Here is a 15,099-nt window from a genome sequence, read left to right on the forward strand (position 1 = left end):
TCAGCCAAAATTTCCCGGTCGATGTGTCCTCCCGACCATTAAATGCAAAATTCTGCGGGCCAGAACGAAACATTCTCACACTCTCAGGATGACGTCCGAGACAGCTTCACAGGCTACTTCGCCGGGACGACGGCACTCGCCCGATGCAAAACCCGCTGCGCCGGACTTGGCTCCTCAGATCACCAATTCGGCGCCGGTGACGCGGCGATAGGCTTCGAGATAGCGCTTGCTGGTGGCGTCGACGACGCTGGCCGGCAACGGCGGCGGCGGGGCGTCGCCGTTCCAGCGGCCGGCGTGGCGCTCGACGTCGAGATAATCGCGCAGCGGCTGCTTGTCGAAACTCGGTTGCGGCTGGCCGGGCTTGTAAACGTCCGCCGCCCAGAAGCGCGAACTGTCGGGGGTCATCACCTCGTCGATCAGGATGATGCGTCCGTCCTTGTCGCGGCCGAATTCGAATTTGGTATCGGCGATGATGATGCCCTGGTCGCGGCTGATTTTCTCGCCGAGCGTATAGACCGCACGCGTCATGCTCTCCAGCGTATGGGTGACCTCCTCGCCGAGGATCTCGCGCATCCGCCCGATCGTGATGTTCTCGTCGTGGCCGGTCTCGGCCTTGGTTGCCGGGCTGAAGATCGAAGGCTCCAGTTTTGCACTCTCAAGCAGGCCTGGCGGCAGCTTCTCGCCGGCCAGCGTGCCCTGCGCGGCATACTCCTTCCACGCCGAGCCCGAGATATAACCGCGGATCACGCATTCGATCGGGAACACGGTCGTGCGCTTGCACAGCATGGCGCGCCCGGCCAGCGCGGCGTGATGGCCGGCCAACGCGGGCACCTCGCCGATGATGGCATCGGCGTCGGCGCTGATCATGTGATGGGGAACGACGCCTTCGAGTTGGGCGAACCACCAGGCGCTGATCTGGGTCAGCACCGCGCCCTTCATCGGGATGGTCTCGGCCATTACCACGTCGAAGGCGCTGATGCGGTCGGTGGTCAGCAGCAAGACGCGATCCTCGCCGACGGCATAGATATCGCGCACCTTGCCGCGTCCGATTCGTGGCAGAGGAAGATCGCTGGCGAGCATCGTGTTCATCAATCAGGCTTTCATGGCATGCGCGGCCTCGCGCAAGCGCGGGACACGGCGGGGACAACAGAGGAAAGTCTATTCCGGCAGCGGAATGAACTCGTGTTCGTTGGGAACATGGGCGAAGCGGCCGCTTTTCCAGTCCTGCTTGGCCTGCTCGATGCGTTCCTGGCTGGAAGAGACGAAATTCCACCAGATATGGCGCGGGCCTTCCAGCGCGTCGCCGCCGAGGAACATCATCCGCGTCGGCTTCAGCACCTTCACGGTGATGCGGTCGCCGGGCCGGAAGATCAATAGCCGCGCCTGCTCGTAGCGCTCGCCCGCGATCTCGATTTCGCCATCGACCACATAGATCGCGCGCTCCTCATGATCGGGATCGAGCGGCAGGCTGACGCCAGCTTGCGCCGTCACCTCGGTGTAGAACCACGGCGAGACCATCGTCACCGGCGATGTCGCGCCGAAGGCGCTGCCGGCGATGATCCGCGCGGTGAAGCCGCGGTCGCTGACCACAGGCAAGCTTTCCGCGGAATAATGCTGGAACGACGGCGCGATCTCTTCGGAGCCTGCGGGCAGCGCGATCCAGCTTTGCAGGCCGAGCATCTTCTGGCCGTCGCGGCGCAGCACGTCGGGGGTGCGCTCGGAATGGGCGATGCCGCGGCCGGCGGTCATCAGGTTCATCGCGCCGGGCTGGATCTCCTGGATATTGCCCTCGCTGTCGCGGTGCATGATGCTGCCGTCGAACAGATAGGTCACGGTGGCAAGCCCGATATGCGGATGCGGGCGCACGTCCATGCCCTTGCCGGCGATGAACTGCACCGGGCCGAAATGGTCGAAGAAAATAAACGGACCGACCATCTGGCGCCTGCCATGCGGCAGCGCGCGGCGCACCTCGAACCCGTCGCCGAGGTCGCGGGTGCGCGGCACGATGACGAGTTCAAGCGCATCGCAGGATTGCGGATCGCCGAGAACGGGATCGCTGGAGGGAAGCCAGCTCATGAGAAGTCTCCGGGATGTTCGCGGCGATCATAGCAGCAATCGCAGCCCAAGCCACCTCGGCGTCGTCCCGGCCTCATGGGATGACATTGCGGGTGGCCAACCCTCGACAAATTGAACAAACCAGCGATCTCCCGTAAAATCCGCCACGTCCTGTTGGATCGGGCCCATGTGATGCCGCTTGCCGTTCTGGATATTGCTCTGCGTTCCGGTACCGTGGCCTTGCTGCTGGTGCTGGCCGCATCGCTGTTTCGCGATTTTCGCACCGTCGTCGCGGGACGGCTGGCGGTTGCCCTGGCGCTGGGGTCGGCCGCGCACGCCGTCACCTCTGCGATCGGCTCGCCGGCACCGGTCTCGATCTGGCATGCGCCTCTGATCGCGCTGTCGACCGGCAACGTCGTGGTGTTCTGGCTGTTCACACGGGCGCTGTTCGACGATGCATTTACGCTGCGCTGGTGGCACGCGGTCGTCTGGGCCGCGGTAGCGGCGTTCAGTTTCGTCAATTGCATGTGGATCGCACCAGCGGGCTACGCACGGGCGTCGATTATCGCGATCAACCTGCTCGCGCTGAGTTTTATCGGGCTCGCCGTCTGGCAGACCATCGCCTCATGGTCGCAGGATCTGGTTGAGCGCCGCCGACGACTGCGGCTCTTCATTGTCGGCGCGGCCGCGCTTTACGGCGGCATCAACGCGATGCTGCAGATATTCATTCGCGGCAGCGATACGGCGGATATCGCCAATGTGGTCAATTCCGTCATGCTTGCCGGTATCGTCGCCGCGATATCCTATGCGATGACAAATGTCACCGCGTCGGATTTGTTCGTGGCCCCCGCCGTATCCGTGGCGGAAGTTTCCGGCGGGCCGGTTGCGGTCGAGGAATCGAACGCCGCCGATCGGAAGCTGCTGGACGCGCTGATGCGCCTGATGGCTGATGAACGGATCTATCGCCACGACAATGTCACCATCGGCGCATTGGCGACCAAGCTCGGGATACCCGAATACAGATTGCGGCGGCTGATCAACCAGCGGCTCGGCTACCGCAACTTCAATGTTTTTCTCAACAACCACCGGATCGAGGAAGCCAAGGCCGCATTGGCCGATCCGACGCAGGCCGAGGTGCCCGTGATTACGATTGCGATGGACGCCGGTTTCCAGTCGCTGGGGCCCTTCAATCGCGCCTTCAAGGCCATCACGGGGGTGACCCCGACCGAGTATCGCCGCCTCAAGGCGCCCGCGATCTGACGCTATAAGTCATTATAATTTCTTGGAATTTTCGGAATCGGCGAGGCCTCCTCCAAGTTCGACCAGCCCGTTTTCAAATCCGGCGAGCGATCCGCAGCCTGTTCGGCTTGATGGCTGGTACGCGCATCAAGCGCCATGCCGGAGCTCGCCATGACCCGACGACGCCTTATCCTGATCCTTGTCCTTATCTTGGCGACCACGACAGCGCTGAGCACGCTCGCTTTCACGGCACGCGCGCGCGATGTTCCCAAGGTGGTCACCGGGTTCGTCGCCGGCATTCTCTGCTCGTCGATTTTTGTGTCCGGCCTCGATCCGGATCGCGTGCTCGCCGAGACCACGGAGGCGATGCCCGGTACCGGCCTGATCATGTGGGCGCTCAGCACCGATGTCGATCGCGCGCACAAGGACGTCACGGTGACATTGCTGGGCCTCGGCCGCAGCCATGCCGTCTATCGCGACGGGTTTGGTTGCACTCTCGATCATGGCAATGCCGTCGCCGAACTCGCGGTGCCGACGGCGGATACCAGACAGCCCGAGGCGTTATTGCCTGCGATCGCGGGGCCGGCGTTGGTCGCGCCCATCAATCCGCAACTCGATGCCGCGCTCGACCGCGCGTTTGCCGAGCCCGAGGCGCCGCCGCGCCGCCACACCAAGGCCGTCGTGGTATTGAAAGACGGCCACATCGTCGCCGAGCGCTACGCCGAGGCCTACGGCATCGACACGCCGATCCTCGGCTTCTCCGCGACCAAGTCGGTGATGTCAGCGCTGACGGGAATTCTTGTGCGGCAGAGCAAGCTTGCGCTCGATCGGCCCGCGCCGGTCGCGGCGTGGCAAAGCCCTGGCGATCCGAGGCGCGCGGTCACGGTCGATCATCTGCTGCGTCATACCGCGGGACTTGCGATCGGCAGTTCGCTCGCGGCGTCGCTCGGCGCCGCGCTGGAGCCGGTCAACCGCATGAAGTTCATGGAATCGGACATGGCGCGCTATGCCGAGAGCCTGGAGCTTGCAACGCCACCCGGCAGCGCCTGGAATTACAATGACGGCAATTATGTCATTCTCTCGCAACTGATCCGCGAGGCGGTTGGCGGCCACGCGGCGGATGTGCTGCGTTTCGCGCGACAGGAATTGTTCGGCCCGCTCGGCATGCGCAACGTCACGCTGGAGTTCGACGCCTCGGGCAATCCGGAAGGATCGAGCCAGATGCTGGCGACCGCGCGCGACTGGGCACGCTTCGGCATGCTCTATCTCAATGACGGTGTCGTCGGCGGCAAACGCATACTGCCCGAAGGTTGGGTCAAATATTCGGCGTCGCCAACGCCGAATGCCTGGGTCGGCTATGGCGCTGGCTTCTGGACCAACCAGGGCGATAGCTTTGGTGCCGACTATCGCATCCATCATGGCTGGCCGCGCGATGCGTTCTTTGCCAAGGGAACGATCGGGCAATATGTCATCATTGTTCCATCCGAGCGTCTGGTGATCGTGCGGCTCGGCCTGTCGCCGAACTGGCCTGACGTCGACGGCGTGTCGCGGCTTGTCAGCGATGTCATCGCTGCAACCGGCGGTGGGGCCCGATCCGCGAGCCGCAACTCGATGTGAGGTTTCGATCAGCGCTCGCTATCGAACGATCCGGATCGGGAACCAAGTACTGCGAATGGCGTTATGCCGTCCCGCCCTCTGCCTTGACCAGGAAAATCTCCCGATGCGAATGATCCGCTCTTCAGTGCTTGCACTGATGTTGAGTGCTGCGCCTGCCGCCATCTTGGTTGCGCCGGCTCGAGCGCAAATATCGGTCGACATTCGCGTCGATGTCGCGCCGCCGCCGCTGCCATACTATGAGCAACCGGTTATTCCGGCTGAGGGCTATCTTTGGGTCCCCGGTTATTGGGCATGGGATCCCGTAGCGGTCGATTATTACTGGGTGCCGGGAACGTGGGTCGAGCCGCCGCAGCGCGACCTGCTCTGGACGCCGGCCTATTGGGGCTGGAACGAGGGCCGCTATGCCTTCTACCCCGGCTATTGGGGGCACGAAGTCGGCTTCTACGGCGGGGTCGACTATGGCTACGGATATAACGGCGACGGCTATTACGGCGGCCGCTGGAATAACGGCGCGTTCTTCTACAATCGCACCGTCAACAACGTGGAAAGCATCCACATCACCAACATCTATAATGAGACGGTGGTGGTGCATAACAATTCCACGCGTGTGAGTTTCAACGGCGGCAATGGCGGCATCGCGGCGAGGCCGACGCCGCAACAGGAGGCGTTCGGCCGCGAGCGGCACGTCGAGGCAACGCCGGTTCAGCGTCAGCAGGTCGAAACCGCCAGCCGGGATCGGTCGCTATTCTCCAAGCAGAATCACGGCGAGCCCGCGATCGCGGCGACGCCGCGCGCCGGTGTGTTCCAGGGCGCCGGCGTGGTGCGCGGATCGCGCACGCCGATTGCGGCCAGACCCGGCAACGAGCCGCTGCCGAACGGTGCCGCAAGACCTGACTCGGAAAGGCCTGGTTCGGAAAGACCTGGCTCGGAAAGGCCCGGCGTGGAGCCGAACCGGGAAGCGCCGAAACCTGAAGCTCGGCCAGGCTCTGCCGAGGCGCCGCGCCCCAACGAGCCGCGGCCGGGTGACATCAACAGGGAAGCGCCGAGACAAGCGCCGAGGGTCGAAGAGCCGCCAAGAGCCGAACCGTCAAGGGCTGAGCCACCGAGGGCTGAGCCACCAAGAGCTGAACCGCCAAGGGCCGAGCCACCAAGGGCCGAGCCGCCCAGAGTGGAAGAGCCACAGCGACAGCCCCCGCCGCGCGCTGAACAGCCGCGACCGCCAGTTCAGGAAGCGCGTCCGCCGCAGCCGCCACGACCGGCCGCCGCGCCGCCCCCGCGACCGGCGCAGCCCGGAAGGCCGCCCGAAGAAGAGCGGAAGCGCGAATAGCGGCTAAGCTAGGTGCTCTACGTCTGTCGAAACTTTGATTCGATGGGTTGCGTTTTTTTCACCTCTCCCCGACGGGGAGAGGTGAAGGGAAGCGCGCGGATAACCCCGGCTGAATCCAATCTTATCTTGCTCTATTGCCGCCCCAACTGCGTTGCTTGCTCGACCCGATCGAATCGTTCTAGCGACAGGATCGCGTCGGCGAGTTGATCGGCGCGGCCGTTCAACACCGGGCGGGCCAGCGTCAGGAATTTCTGCTGCATCGCCTGGGCATCCGGAAATGAACTCGGCTCGCCGGAGGGATCGGCGTAGAGCCGTTCATGCACGCCGTCGTCCGTGGTGATGCTGACGCGCGCGCCGAACGGATGGGTGCGGCCGACTTCCAGCCGATCATCCTGCACCACGTTGAACTTGTCGGCCAGCGCATCGACCGCGGCGTCGCCGAGCCGTTCGTAATCGTCCCAGCCGAAGCGGCCTTGATCCAGCGCCACCGCGCCGGTGAAGAACATCGAGAACTGGCCGCCGACGATCGAGGTCGGGTGCCGCTTGGTGGCGGCATCGCCGGTCAGCGTGATGCCGTTGCGGTGCAGGCCGATCTCGACTTTCCTGATCTGGTCCGGCGTCAGATTGTGCTCGCGCCGCATCGCGATCAAAGCATCGAGGGCGGCATGGGTATAGCGGCAGCTCGGATAGGGTTTGACGCCGATCTTCATGGTTTCGTAGATATCGCCGAGCCCCGCTACGGCCTTGTCGGGATGCGCGTTGTCGCTGTAGCCGACCAGGAGGCCATGCTTGCCTTCGACCGATTCGGTCGCGCCGATGAAGTCATTGCGCGCCAGGGTCGCTGCGATCACGCCGTTCATGGCGGCGGCGCCCACCTGATAGCGCTTGTTCCAGGCGCCGTTGACCAAAAATTGCAGCGAGCCCGCGGCCTGGCTGCCGGAGACGCCGAACGCAGCTACGATCTGGTCTTTCGAAAGGCCGAACAATTTGGCGGCGGCCGCCGCCGCGCCATAGGTCCCCGCGGTTGCGGTGGGGTGAAAACCGCGCGCGTAATGCGAGGTCGGATCGAGCGCATTGCCGAGCCGGCAGCAGACCTCGTAGCCGGCGACGATCGCGGTCAACACATCGCGGCCCGATGCACCGACCAGTTCGCCGACCGCGAACGCAGCCGGCACCACCGGGGCGCTGGCATGCAGCGAGGAATCGGCATGGGTGTCATCGAAATCAAGCGAGTGGCCGAGCGCGCCGTTGAGCAGTGCCGCCACCGCGGGCGTCCAGGTCTTGCTGTCGCCGAAGACGGTGGACTGGCCCTTGCCGTCGAGCGCCAGCGCTTCCAGCATCTTGAGCAGCGAGGGCGTGGATTCCGCATCGCGCCGGGCCCGGATGGCGCTGCCGAGAAAATCAAGTGTCAGAACCTTGGCACGCTCCAGCACGTGCGGAGGGATATCGGCGAATTTCAGGTCGGCGACGTAAGCTGCGAGCGTTGCGGTTTCGTTGGCCATCGTGTGCCTCGGCGTTGCCTCGTTAGTCTCATTGGAATTTTGGTTAAGGCCGCCCATGCGCCTCGTCAACATGCGCTATGGCGGGGCAGACCCTTGCTTTGCATGGCGTCAATCGACCGCCGCGAGCGCCGTCTTGCGAACGGCCGCAGCGATCGTGTCTGAAGTAGCTTGATCTTCCACCGCGCGCGCCAATGTTACGCCGCCGGTCAGGATCGCCAGCAACGCCCAGGCGCGCTGCAGGCGGTCCGCCGCGTCCGCCCCGGAAAGTCCGTCGGCCACCGCATCCGCAACCAATTTCATCCGCGCTTCGTAGGCGGTCTTGGTCTCGCTGTCGGAACGCTGAACTTCCGGCGTCAGGCTTTGCAAGGTGCAACTGTCGCCGAGTTCGCAGGTGCGTTTATAGCCAAGATAGAAATCGACGAAGATTTCGATCCATGTGACGCCGTGCTCGGCGCGCAACGCCTCGATCCCGGCGCGCAGCTCATCGAGGCCGGCGACCACAGCCTCCTTGAAGGCCGCTTCCTTAGACGGGAAATGGCCATACAGCGCGCCTGACGTGACCGCGGCCTCCTTGGCCAAGCCGTCGACGCCGATGCCGCCATAGCCGCGCTTGCGAAAGCCACGGCCGACCGCCACGAGGATTCGGGCCCTCGCTTCTTCCCGGTGTCCCGGCGCATATCTCGACACGGCAGACCTCAATTACATTGCGATCGTTATTTTATGCTTGACAGCATAACGATCGCTATTTTAACAACATCACGATCGTTATGTAACGATCGCAACCCAACTCGCAATACCGCGTTTGGGCAGCTTTCTCAATGTCCGGGAGGTCCTCATGCCGCTCCAACTCACCCTTACCGAAGGTGTTCTGCCCAAAGGCCAGGAAAAAATCGCCTTCGCGCGACTGTCGGAAGCCATGCTGAGATGGCACGGCCTGACCGGCAACAAGGCCATGCTGCCCAACGTCATCGGCGAGGTTCGGGTGCTGCCGAGCCACGAGACCTTCAGCGCGATGGAGGAGGCGCCGATTGCGATCGTCGAGTGGAAGGTGCCGTCGTTTGCCTTCGCCGATCGCGACATCCAGCTCGGCTATTTCTCAGAAGCGACCGACATCATCCATGAGCTGTCCGGCGGCAAGCAACCTCGGGATCGCATCTTCATCAACGTCGTTCACGCCGTCGACGGCGCATGGAATTTCAACGGCCGCGCCATGACCAATGCCGAACTCGGCGAACAGGTCAGTAAAGGCTGATTCTATCAACCTCGTTCGCTCGCAGCGGCGCACCGGTTGCGCCGCTGCGGTGAGTTACGCTGCGATCTGCCGCAGCATCGCGGGCACGATCACGCGGTGAAACGGTTTGATGACGGCCAGATAGATCCGGCCCAGCGCATTGTGGGTCTTGACCAGCGTCGTCGCGGTGACCTGCTGGCCGGACGTGTCATCAGGTCCCGACGTTGCGACGTCGACCACCACGCGGAAATCGAGATGCTTGTCGTTGAAGCCCGCGACCAGCCGGCCCGGGGTCTGGGTCAGGATCGGAAACAGGCCGATGGTCTCGCGCGGCGGGTTTTCGGTGTTGCCCGATGTTTTCAAGCCGAGCGGCGCGACCACGAGATGGCGCAGCGTCAGCAGCGCTTCGACCCATCGCGGCGACCGTCCCATCATGCGCTGCGCGGCTTGCCGCGCATCGAGCGTACGGCCCGCGACATCGATGCGAAACGCATCGGCGAATTGCGCGCCCGACAGCAGCGGACCGGCGTCAATTTCGGGCGCGACCTCTTGAACCCTGATCATGATGCGAGCCTGCTCGCCAGCAGCCGGAAACGCAAGATCAGAAGTGTCGCATAGATCGCGGTCCCGACCGATAGTCCGATCCAGACGCCGATGGCGCCAAGTTCGGTCTGGAAACCAAGCAGGCAGGCCAGGGTAAATCCGATCAACCAGTAACTGATCGCGGCGAATAATAGCGGCATCCGCGTATCGTTCATGCCGCGAAGCGATCCGGCGGCGATGGTCTGGATGCCGTCGGCGATAAAGAATGTCGCGCCGATCAATAGAAGATTGGCGGTCAGCGCGACGGTGGTGCTGGCGTCCTCGGCAACGCCAAAAAAAAGCCGCGCGATGGCAAACCGGCCGGCGATCACGGCCAGCGTGAAGCCGGCGACGAGAACGATCCCCAGCAGGATCGCGACCAGCCCGGCGCGCTTGACCGCGCCCGGATCGTTGCGGCCGATGGCGTGCCCGACCCGCACGGTGGCCGCCATCGAGATGCCATACGGCACCATGAACAGGGTCGCGACGACCTGCAACGCCACCTGATGCGCCGCCAGCGCGGTGGTGCTGATCAGGCCCATCAGCAGCGCCGCGGAGGAAAACATCCCATACTCCATCATGAACGACAGCGAGATCGGCGCGCCGATGGCGACAAGCTGGCGCATCAGGCGCCAATCGATCCGCCAGATCCGTCCGAGCACGCGATATTTCCGGAACGGCGGACGGCGTGTCGCAAACCAGAGGCTCGCCAGCACGGTGCCGAAATTGACCGTGGTGGTGGCAAGCCCCGCGCCGAACAATTCCAGCCGCGGAAATCCCCATTCGCCGTAGATCAACGGATAGACCAGCAGCGCATTGGCCGGGATCGCCGCCAAAGTGATCCACAACGCCGGCTGCGGCCGGTTGACCGCGCCCATGAAGCCGCGGATCGCCATGAACCACAGCGCCGGCATGACGCCCCAGACCAGGCCGAACAGATAATGCTGCGCCAGACGCGCGGCCGCCGGCGCCTGGCCCAGCGCCAGCAGGATGGGCTCGCCATACAGCGAGAACGGCATGATCGGCAGCGAAATCAGCAGCGCCGCCCAAAGCCCGGTTCGCAGCGCCCGCCGCACCTGGCGCGGATCGCGGGCGCCGAAGGCTTGGGCGGCAAGCGGCGCCACCGCCGATACCAGTCCCATTCCGATGGTGAAGCTGACGAAGTAGATGGTGCCCGCCAGCGCCGCCGCGGCGACGGCTTCGTTGCCGAGGCGCCCGATGAAGGCCAGATCAGTCGCCATCATCGCGATCTGGCTCAACTGCGTCAGCGCCATCGGCACCGCCAAAGCGAGCGTCTCGGTCAGTTCATGGCCGAGACGGTGGGGCGCGCGTGGTGATGCGCGTGATGCTGATGCGATTTTGTCGAGGGAAGACATGAGGGACTGTTAGCACCGTCGCCGGCTGAAAGTGTGTCGCCTGCTTCTTTCCCTTCTCCCCTTGTGGGAGAAGGTGCCTTCGCGAAGCGAAGGCGGATGAGGGGTCTCAGCCTCTCGTTATGTTGCTACCCCTCATCCGGCACGGACTTCGTCCGCGCCACCTTCTCCCACAAGGGGAGAAGGGAAGAGAGCGTCGCACGCTACTCCGTTCGCGCGGGGACTCGGGTGATCTTGGCGCCGAGTGCGTTGAGGCGTTCGTCGATGCGCTCATAGCCGCGCTCGATCTGGTCGGCGTTGTTGATGGTGCTGGTGCCTTCGGCGCAGACCGCGGCCAGCAGCATCGCCATGCCGGCGCGGATGTCGGGCGAGATCATCGACGCCCCGTGCATCCGGCTCGGTCCGGCGACGATGGCGCGGTGCGGATCGCACAGCACGATGCGGGCGCCCATCGAGATCAGCTTGTCGACAAAGAACATCCGCGACTCGAACATCTTCTCGAACATCAGGATGACGCCGTCGCACTGGGTCGCGGTCACGATCGCGATCGACATCAGGTCGGCCGGGAAGGCCGGCCACGGCTGGTCTTCCAGCTTCGGCACATGGCCGCCGAAATCGTCGCGGATCTTCATGGTTTGGCCCGAAGGCACCACCAGATCATCGCCTTCGACGCCGCAGACGATGCCGAGCCGCTCAAAACCCATCCGGATCGAGCGCAGATGTTCGACGCCGGCGCGCGCGATACGCAGCGGTGAGCGCGTCACCGCGGCGAGCCCGATCAGCGATCCGACTTCGATGTGATCGGGCCCAATCGAATAGCGGCCGCCGCCGAGCGTGGCCGGCCCGTGCACGATCATGGTGTTGGTGCCGATGCCTTCGATCCGCGCACCGAGCATCACCAGGAAATGCGCGAGGTCCTGCACATGCGGCTCGGAGGCGACGTTGCGCAGATAGCTGGTGCCGTGGGCGGCGACCGCGGCGACCAGCGCGTTTTCCGTCGCGGTTACGCTGGGTTCGTCGAGGAAGACGTCGGCGCCGGTGAGGCGCGCGGCGCGGAATTCAAGCCGGTGGGTCGCGGTGACGGTGGCGCCGAGCTGCTCGAAGGCCAGGAAATGCGTGTCGAGACGCCGCCGCCCGATCACGTCGCCGCCGGGCGGCGGCAGCGCGACTTCGCCGCAGCGGGCCAGCAACGGGCCGGCCAGCAGGATCGAGGCGCGAATCCGGGCGCACAGATCCGGATCGAGATCGGCGGCGCGGATTTCCTTGGCATGGATCGCAAGCGTGTTGCGCCCCTGCCATTCGGCCGAGGCGCCGACCGAACGGATCAGCTCGACCAGCGTTTCGGTGTCGCGAATCCGCGGCACGTTTTCCAGCGTCACCGGATGTTCGGTCAACAATGCCGCGGCGATGATCGGCAGCGCGGCGTTCTTGTTGCCGGACGGCTCGATAGTCCCCGTCAGCCGGTGGCCGCCTTCAACGATGTACTGGACGGGGGCCACCCGCTTTACACGTCCACATTGGCGCTGAGCGAATTATCCTGGATGAACTCGCGGCGCGGCTCGACCACGTCGCCCATCAGCTTGGTGAAGATGTCGTCGGCCTCGTCGACCTCCTTGATCTTGACCTGCAGCAGCGAGCGTTCGTTGGTGTCGAGCGTGGTTTCCCAGAGCTGGGACGGGTTCATTTCGCCGAGACCTTTGTAGCGTTGCAGCGTCACGCCCTTGCGCCCGGCGTCGGTCACCGCCTCGAACAGGCTGACCGGCCCGTGGATCGCGGTCTCGGTATCCTTGCGGCGCAGCAGGCCGGTCTTCGGATAGGCCTCCTGAAGCCTGGCGGCATAATCGTCGAGCTTGCGCGCGTCGGCGGAGCCGAGCAGCGCGTCGTCGATGATGGCGACTTCCTTGACGCCGCGCACGGTGCGCTCGAACGAGAAGCCCTCGCCTTCGGTGAAACGTCCGACCCAGCCGCGCTCGACCTCGTCGGCCAGCGCATCCATCCGGCGCGCGATATAGTCCGCGGCGGCATTGGCGGTGGCGACGTCGCTGGTGATTTTCGGGCTCAGCACGCCGGCGATCGCGGCCTGCTCGACCACCTTGCGGTTATAGCGGCTGTGCAGATTATGCAGCGTGCCGCGGATCAGCCGTGCGTCTTCGACCAGCGCCTGCAAATCGCGGCCGCTGCGGTCTTCGCCCGAGGCCAGCTTGAAGACACAATCGTCGAGACCGGTTTCGATCAGATAGTCTTCCAGCGCGCGTTCGTCTTTCAGGTACTGCTCGGACTTGCCGCGCGATACCTTGTAGAGCGGCGGCTGCGCGATATAGAGGTGGCCGCGATCGATCAGTTCGCGCATCTGCCGGTAGAAGAAGGTCAGCAGCAGGGTGCGGATGTGGGCGCCGTCGACGTCGGCGTCGGTCATCACGATGATCTTGTGATAGCGCAGCTTGTCGGCGCTGAAATCGGTGCTGATGCCGGTGCCGAGCGCGGTGATCAGGGTGCCGATCTGTTCGCTCGACAGCATCTTGTCGGTGCGCACGCGCTCGACATTGAGGATCTTGCCGCGCAGCGGCAGCACCGCCTGGAATTCGCGGTTGCGGCCCATCTTGGCGCTGCCACCGGCCGAATCGCCCTCGACGATGAACAGTTCGGATTTGGCGGGGTCTTTTTCCTGGCAGTCGGCGAGCTTGCCGGGCAGCGAGGAGACGCTGAGCGGATTCTTGCGGGTCAGTTCGCGCGCCTTGCGCGCGGCTTCACGCGCCGCGGCGGCCTGGATCACCTTGCCGACGATTTCCTTGGCCTGGGCCGGATGTTCCTCGAACCATGCGGCGAGCGCCTCGTTGAGGACGTTCTCGACCACCGGGCGCACTTCCGAGGACACCAGCTTGTCCTTGGTCTGCGAGGAAAACTTCGGATCCGGCACCTTGACCGACAGCACCGCGGTGAGGCCCTCGCGGCAATCGTCGCCGGTCAGCGCGATCTTTTCCTTCTTGGCGTTGGCTTCCGCATAGCCATTGACCTGGCGCGTCAGCGCGCCGCGGAAGCCGGCCAGATGGGTGCCGCCGTCGCGTTGCGGGATGTTGTTGGTGAAGCACAGCACGTTCTCATGGTAGCTGTCGTTCCACCACAAAGCGGCTTCGACCCCGATGCCGTTCAGCTCGGAACGCACGATGATCGGCGCCGGAATCATCGCCTTCTTGTTGCGGTCGAGATATTTCACGAATTCCTCGACACCGCCATCGTAGCGCATCACCTCGCGCTTTTCGACCGCGTGACGGATGTCGGACAGCACGATATTGACGCCGGAATTCAGGAACGCGAGTTCCCGCAAGCGATGTTCGAGGGTGGCGAAATCATATTCGACATTGGTGAAGGTCTCGGTGGACGCGAGGAACGTCACCTCGGTGCCGCGCTTGCCATTGGCGTCGCCGACCTCTTTCAGCGGCGCCACCGCGTCGCCATGCGCGAACTCGATCAGATGCTCCTTGCCGTCGCGCCAGACCCGCAATTGCAGCTTGCTCGACAGCGCGTTGACGACGGAGACGCCGACGCCGTGCAGGCCGCCCGAAACCTTGTAGGAATTCTGGTCGAACTTTCCACCGGCATGGAGCTGGGTCATGATGACCTCGGCGGCGGAAATGCCCTCGCCCTTATGGATGTCGACGGGAATGCCGCGGCCGTCGTCACGCACCGTGACCGAGCCATCGGCGTTGAGCACGACTTCCACCGCGGTGGCGTGGCCCGCCAAGGCCTCGTCGATCGCGTTGTCGACGACTTCGTAGACCATGTGATGCAGGCCGGAGCCGTCGTCGGTGTCGCCGATATACATGCCCGGCCGCTTGCGCACGGCGTCGAGGCCCTTCAAAACCCGGATCGATTCCGCGCCGTATTCAACAGGGATGGAATGCTCAGTGTCGGCGGTGGTCTGCCGGGCAGGTTCTGTCATGTGAGGCCTTCGAGGATGTCCCGAATCAGCTGCGCACATTGGGCGCTGATGGACTTAATTATGCCATGAAACAGGCCTCACGCCTAGCGCAAAGCCCTCATCAATAAACTATTGAATAAATGGGATTTTTTGATGGTTTTTCAAGCCGACGGAAAGCCGATTCGGCGGCTCTCGAAAAGCGCGATTCGAGGACCGATTGCCGGGTCCCCAAATCCGGATTTTTAACGCCAGCG

At 64.1% G+C, this 15,099-nt stretch carries 13 protein-coding genes; 4 read left to right on the forward strand and 9 right to left on the reverse strand.

Annotation, left to right across the window (positions count from 1 at the left end; genetic code table 11):
* Window positions 1–174 precede the first annotated feature (174 nt).
* Entirely contained in the window at window positions 175–1,089 is a 915-nt protein-coding gene (locus GSQ88_RS12700) for a phosphoribosylaminoimidazolesuccinocarboxamide synthase (protein WP_159008101.1), read from the reverse strand.
* 69 nt (window positions 1,090–1,158) lie between these two features.
* A complete protein-coding gene (locus tag GSQ88_RS12705) occupies window positions 1,159–2,076 on the reverse strand; it encodes a pirin family protein (RefSeq protein WP_159008102.1) in 918 nt (305 codons plus the stop codon).
* Window positions 2,077–2,247: 171 nt separating this feature from the next.
* Here GSQ88_RS12705 and GSQ88_RS12710 point away from each other — a divergent pair, with 171 nt between their 5' ends.
* On the forward strand, window positions 2,248–3,315 hold the full coding sequence (locus GSQ88_RS12710) for a helix-turn-helix domain-containing protein (RefSeq protein WP_174247995.1): 1,068 nt from the start codon (window positions 2,248–2,250) through the stop codon (window positions 3,313–3,315).
* Between the two features lie 2 nt (window positions 3,316–3,317).
* Here the strand turns inward: GSQ88_RS12710 and GSQ88_RS35965 are convergent, their stop codons facing one another.
* Window positions 3,318–3,452 (reverse strand): hypothetical protein, encoded by a 135-nt coding sequence (locus GSQ88_RS35965; protein WP_283810679.1) that lies wholly within the window; start codon window positions 3,450–3,452, stop codon window positions 3,318–3,320.
* 13 nt (window positions 3,453–3,465) lie between these two features.
* Here GSQ88_RS35965 and GSQ88_RS12715 point away from each other — a divergent pair, with 13 nt between their 5' ends.
* Together GSQ88_RS12715 and GSQ88_RS12720 are read left to right on the forward strand one after the other, a co-directional pair.
* A complete protein-coding gene (locus GSQ88_RS12715; RefSeq protein ID WP_159008103.1) occupies window positions 3,466–4,911 on the forward strand; it encodes a serine hydrolase domain-containing protein in 1,446 nt (481 codons plus the stop codon).
* Window positions 4,912–5,014: 103 nt separating this feature from the next.
* Entirely contained in the window at window positions 5,015–6,238 is a 1,224-nt protein-coding gene (locus GSQ88_RS12720) for a YXWGXW repeat-containing protein (RefSeq protein ID WP_210253800.1), read from the forward strand.
* A gap of 131 nt (window positions 6,239–6,369) precedes the next feature.
* Here GSQ88_RS12720 and GSQ88_RS12725 read toward each other — a convergent pair whose 3' ends face one another.
* Together GSQ88_RS12725 and GSQ88_RS12730 are read right to left on the reverse strand one after the other, a co-directional pair.
* Window positions 6,370–7,740 carry an MmgE/PrpD family protein gene (locus GSQ88_RS12725; protein WP_159008105.1) on the reverse strand — a complete coding sequence of 457 codons (1,371 nt, stop codon included), beginning with the start codon at window positions 7,738–7,740 and terminating at the stop codon, window positions 6,370–6,372.
* Between the two features lie 108 nt (window positions 7,741–7,848).
* On the reverse strand, window positions 7,849–8,427 hold the full coding sequence (locus tag GSQ88_RS12730) for a TetR/AcrR family transcriptional regulator (RefSeq protein ID WP_159008106.1): 579 nt from the start codon (window positions 8,425–8,427) through the stop codon (window positions 7,849–7,851).
* A gap of 148 nt (window positions 8,428–8,575) precedes the next feature.
* On the opposite strand from GSQ88_RS12730, the gene GSQ88_RS12735 reads away from it, so the two are divergent.
* A complete protein-coding gene (locus GSQ88_RS12735; protein WP_159008107.1) occupies window positions 8,576–8,992 on the forward strand; it encodes a 4-oxalocrotonate tautomerase in 417 nt (138 codons plus the stop codon).
* Window positions 8,993–9,046: 54 nt separating this feature from the next.
* Here GSQ88_RS12735 and GSQ88_RS12740 read toward each other — a convergent pair whose 3' ends face one another.
* The 4 genes from GSQ88_RS12740 to gyrB form a co-directional block, all read right to left on the reverse strand.
* Window positions 9,047–9,532, reverse strand: coding sequence for a DUF2867 domain-containing protein (locus GSQ88_RS12740; protein WP_159008264.1), 486 nt, complete (start codon window positions 9,530–9,532; stop codon window positions 9,047–9,049).
* Complete coding sequence (locus GSQ88_RS12745; RefSeq protein WP_159008108.1) at window positions 9,532–10,929, reverse strand: MATE family efflux transporter; 1,398 nt, start codon at window positions 10,927–10,929, stop codon at window positions 9,532–9,534. Before GSQ88_RS12745 ends, GSQ88_RS12740 begins: the two co-directional genes overlap by 1 nt.
* Before the next feature lie 200 nt (window positions 10,930–11,129).
* The gene (murA, locus tag GSQ88_RS12750; RefSeq protein ID WP_159008109.1) at window positions 11,130–12,425 is read right to left on the reverse strand and encodes a UDP-N-acetylglucosamine 1-carboxyvinyltransferase; all 1,296 of its coding nucleotides are present in this window, start codon (window positions 12,423–12,425) and stop codon (window positions 11,130–11,132) included.
* Window positions 12,426–12,430: 5 nt separating this feature from the next.
* Window positions 12,431–14,866 (reverse strand): DNA topoisomerase (ATP-hydrolyzing) subunit B, encoded by a 2,436-nt coding sequence (gyrB, locus tag GSQ88_RS12755; protein WP_159008110.1) that lies wholly within the window; start codon window positions 14,864–14,866, stop codon window positions 12,431–12,433.
* Window positions 14,867–15,099 lie beyond the last annotated feature (233 nt).

Source organism: Bradyrhizobium sp. S69 (assembly GCF_009766005.1).
Taxonomy (GTDB): Bacteria; Pseudomonadota; Alphaproteobacteria; order Rhizobiales; family Xanthobacteraceae; genus Bradyrhizobium.

Excerpts from the sequence above, each read along its gene's own strand:
- GSQ88_RS12700 (WP_159008101.1), bottom strand. The coding sequence starts at position 1,089 with ATGAACACGATGCTCGCCAGCGATCTTCCTCTGCCACGAATCGGACGC.
- GSQ88_RS12705 (WP_159008102.1), bottom strand. The coding sequence starts at position 2,076 with ATGAGCTGGCTTCCCTCCAGCGATCCCGTTCTCGGCGATCCGCAATCC.
- GSQ88_RS12710 (WP_174247995.1), top strand. The coding sequence starts at position 2,248 with ATGCCGCTTGCCGTTCTGGATATTGCTCTGCGTTCCGGTACCGTGGCC.
- GSQ88_RS35965 (WP_283810679.1), bottom strand. The coding sequence starts at position 3,452 with ATGGCGCTTGATGCGCGTACCAGCCATCAAGCCGAACAGGCTGCGGAT.
- GSQ88_RS12715 (WP_159008103.1), top strand. The coding sequence starts at position 3,466 with ATGACCCGACGACGCCTTATCCTGATCCTTGTCCTTATCTTGGCGACC.
- GSQ88_RS12720 (WP_210253800.1), top strand. The coding sequence starts at position 5,015 with ATGCGAATGATCCGCTCTTCAGTGCTTGCACTGATGTTGAGTGCTGCG.
- GSQ88_RS12725 (WP_159008105.1), bottom strand. The coding sequence starts at position 7,740 with ATGGCCAACGAAACCGCAACGCTCGCAGCTTACGTCGCCGACCTGAAA.
- GSQ88_RS12735 (WP_159008107.1), top strand. The coding sequence starts at position 8,576 with ATGCCGCTCCAACTCACCCTTACCGAAGGTGTTCTGCCCAAAGGCCAG.
- GSQ88_RS12745 (WP_159008108.1), bottom strand. The coding sequence starts at position 10,929 with ATGTCTTCCCTCGACAAAATCGCATCAGCATCACGCGCATCACCACGC.
- gyrB (WP_159008110.1), bottom strand. The coding sequence starts at position 14,866 with ATGACAGAACCTGCCCGGCAGACCACCGCCGACACTGAGCATTCCATC.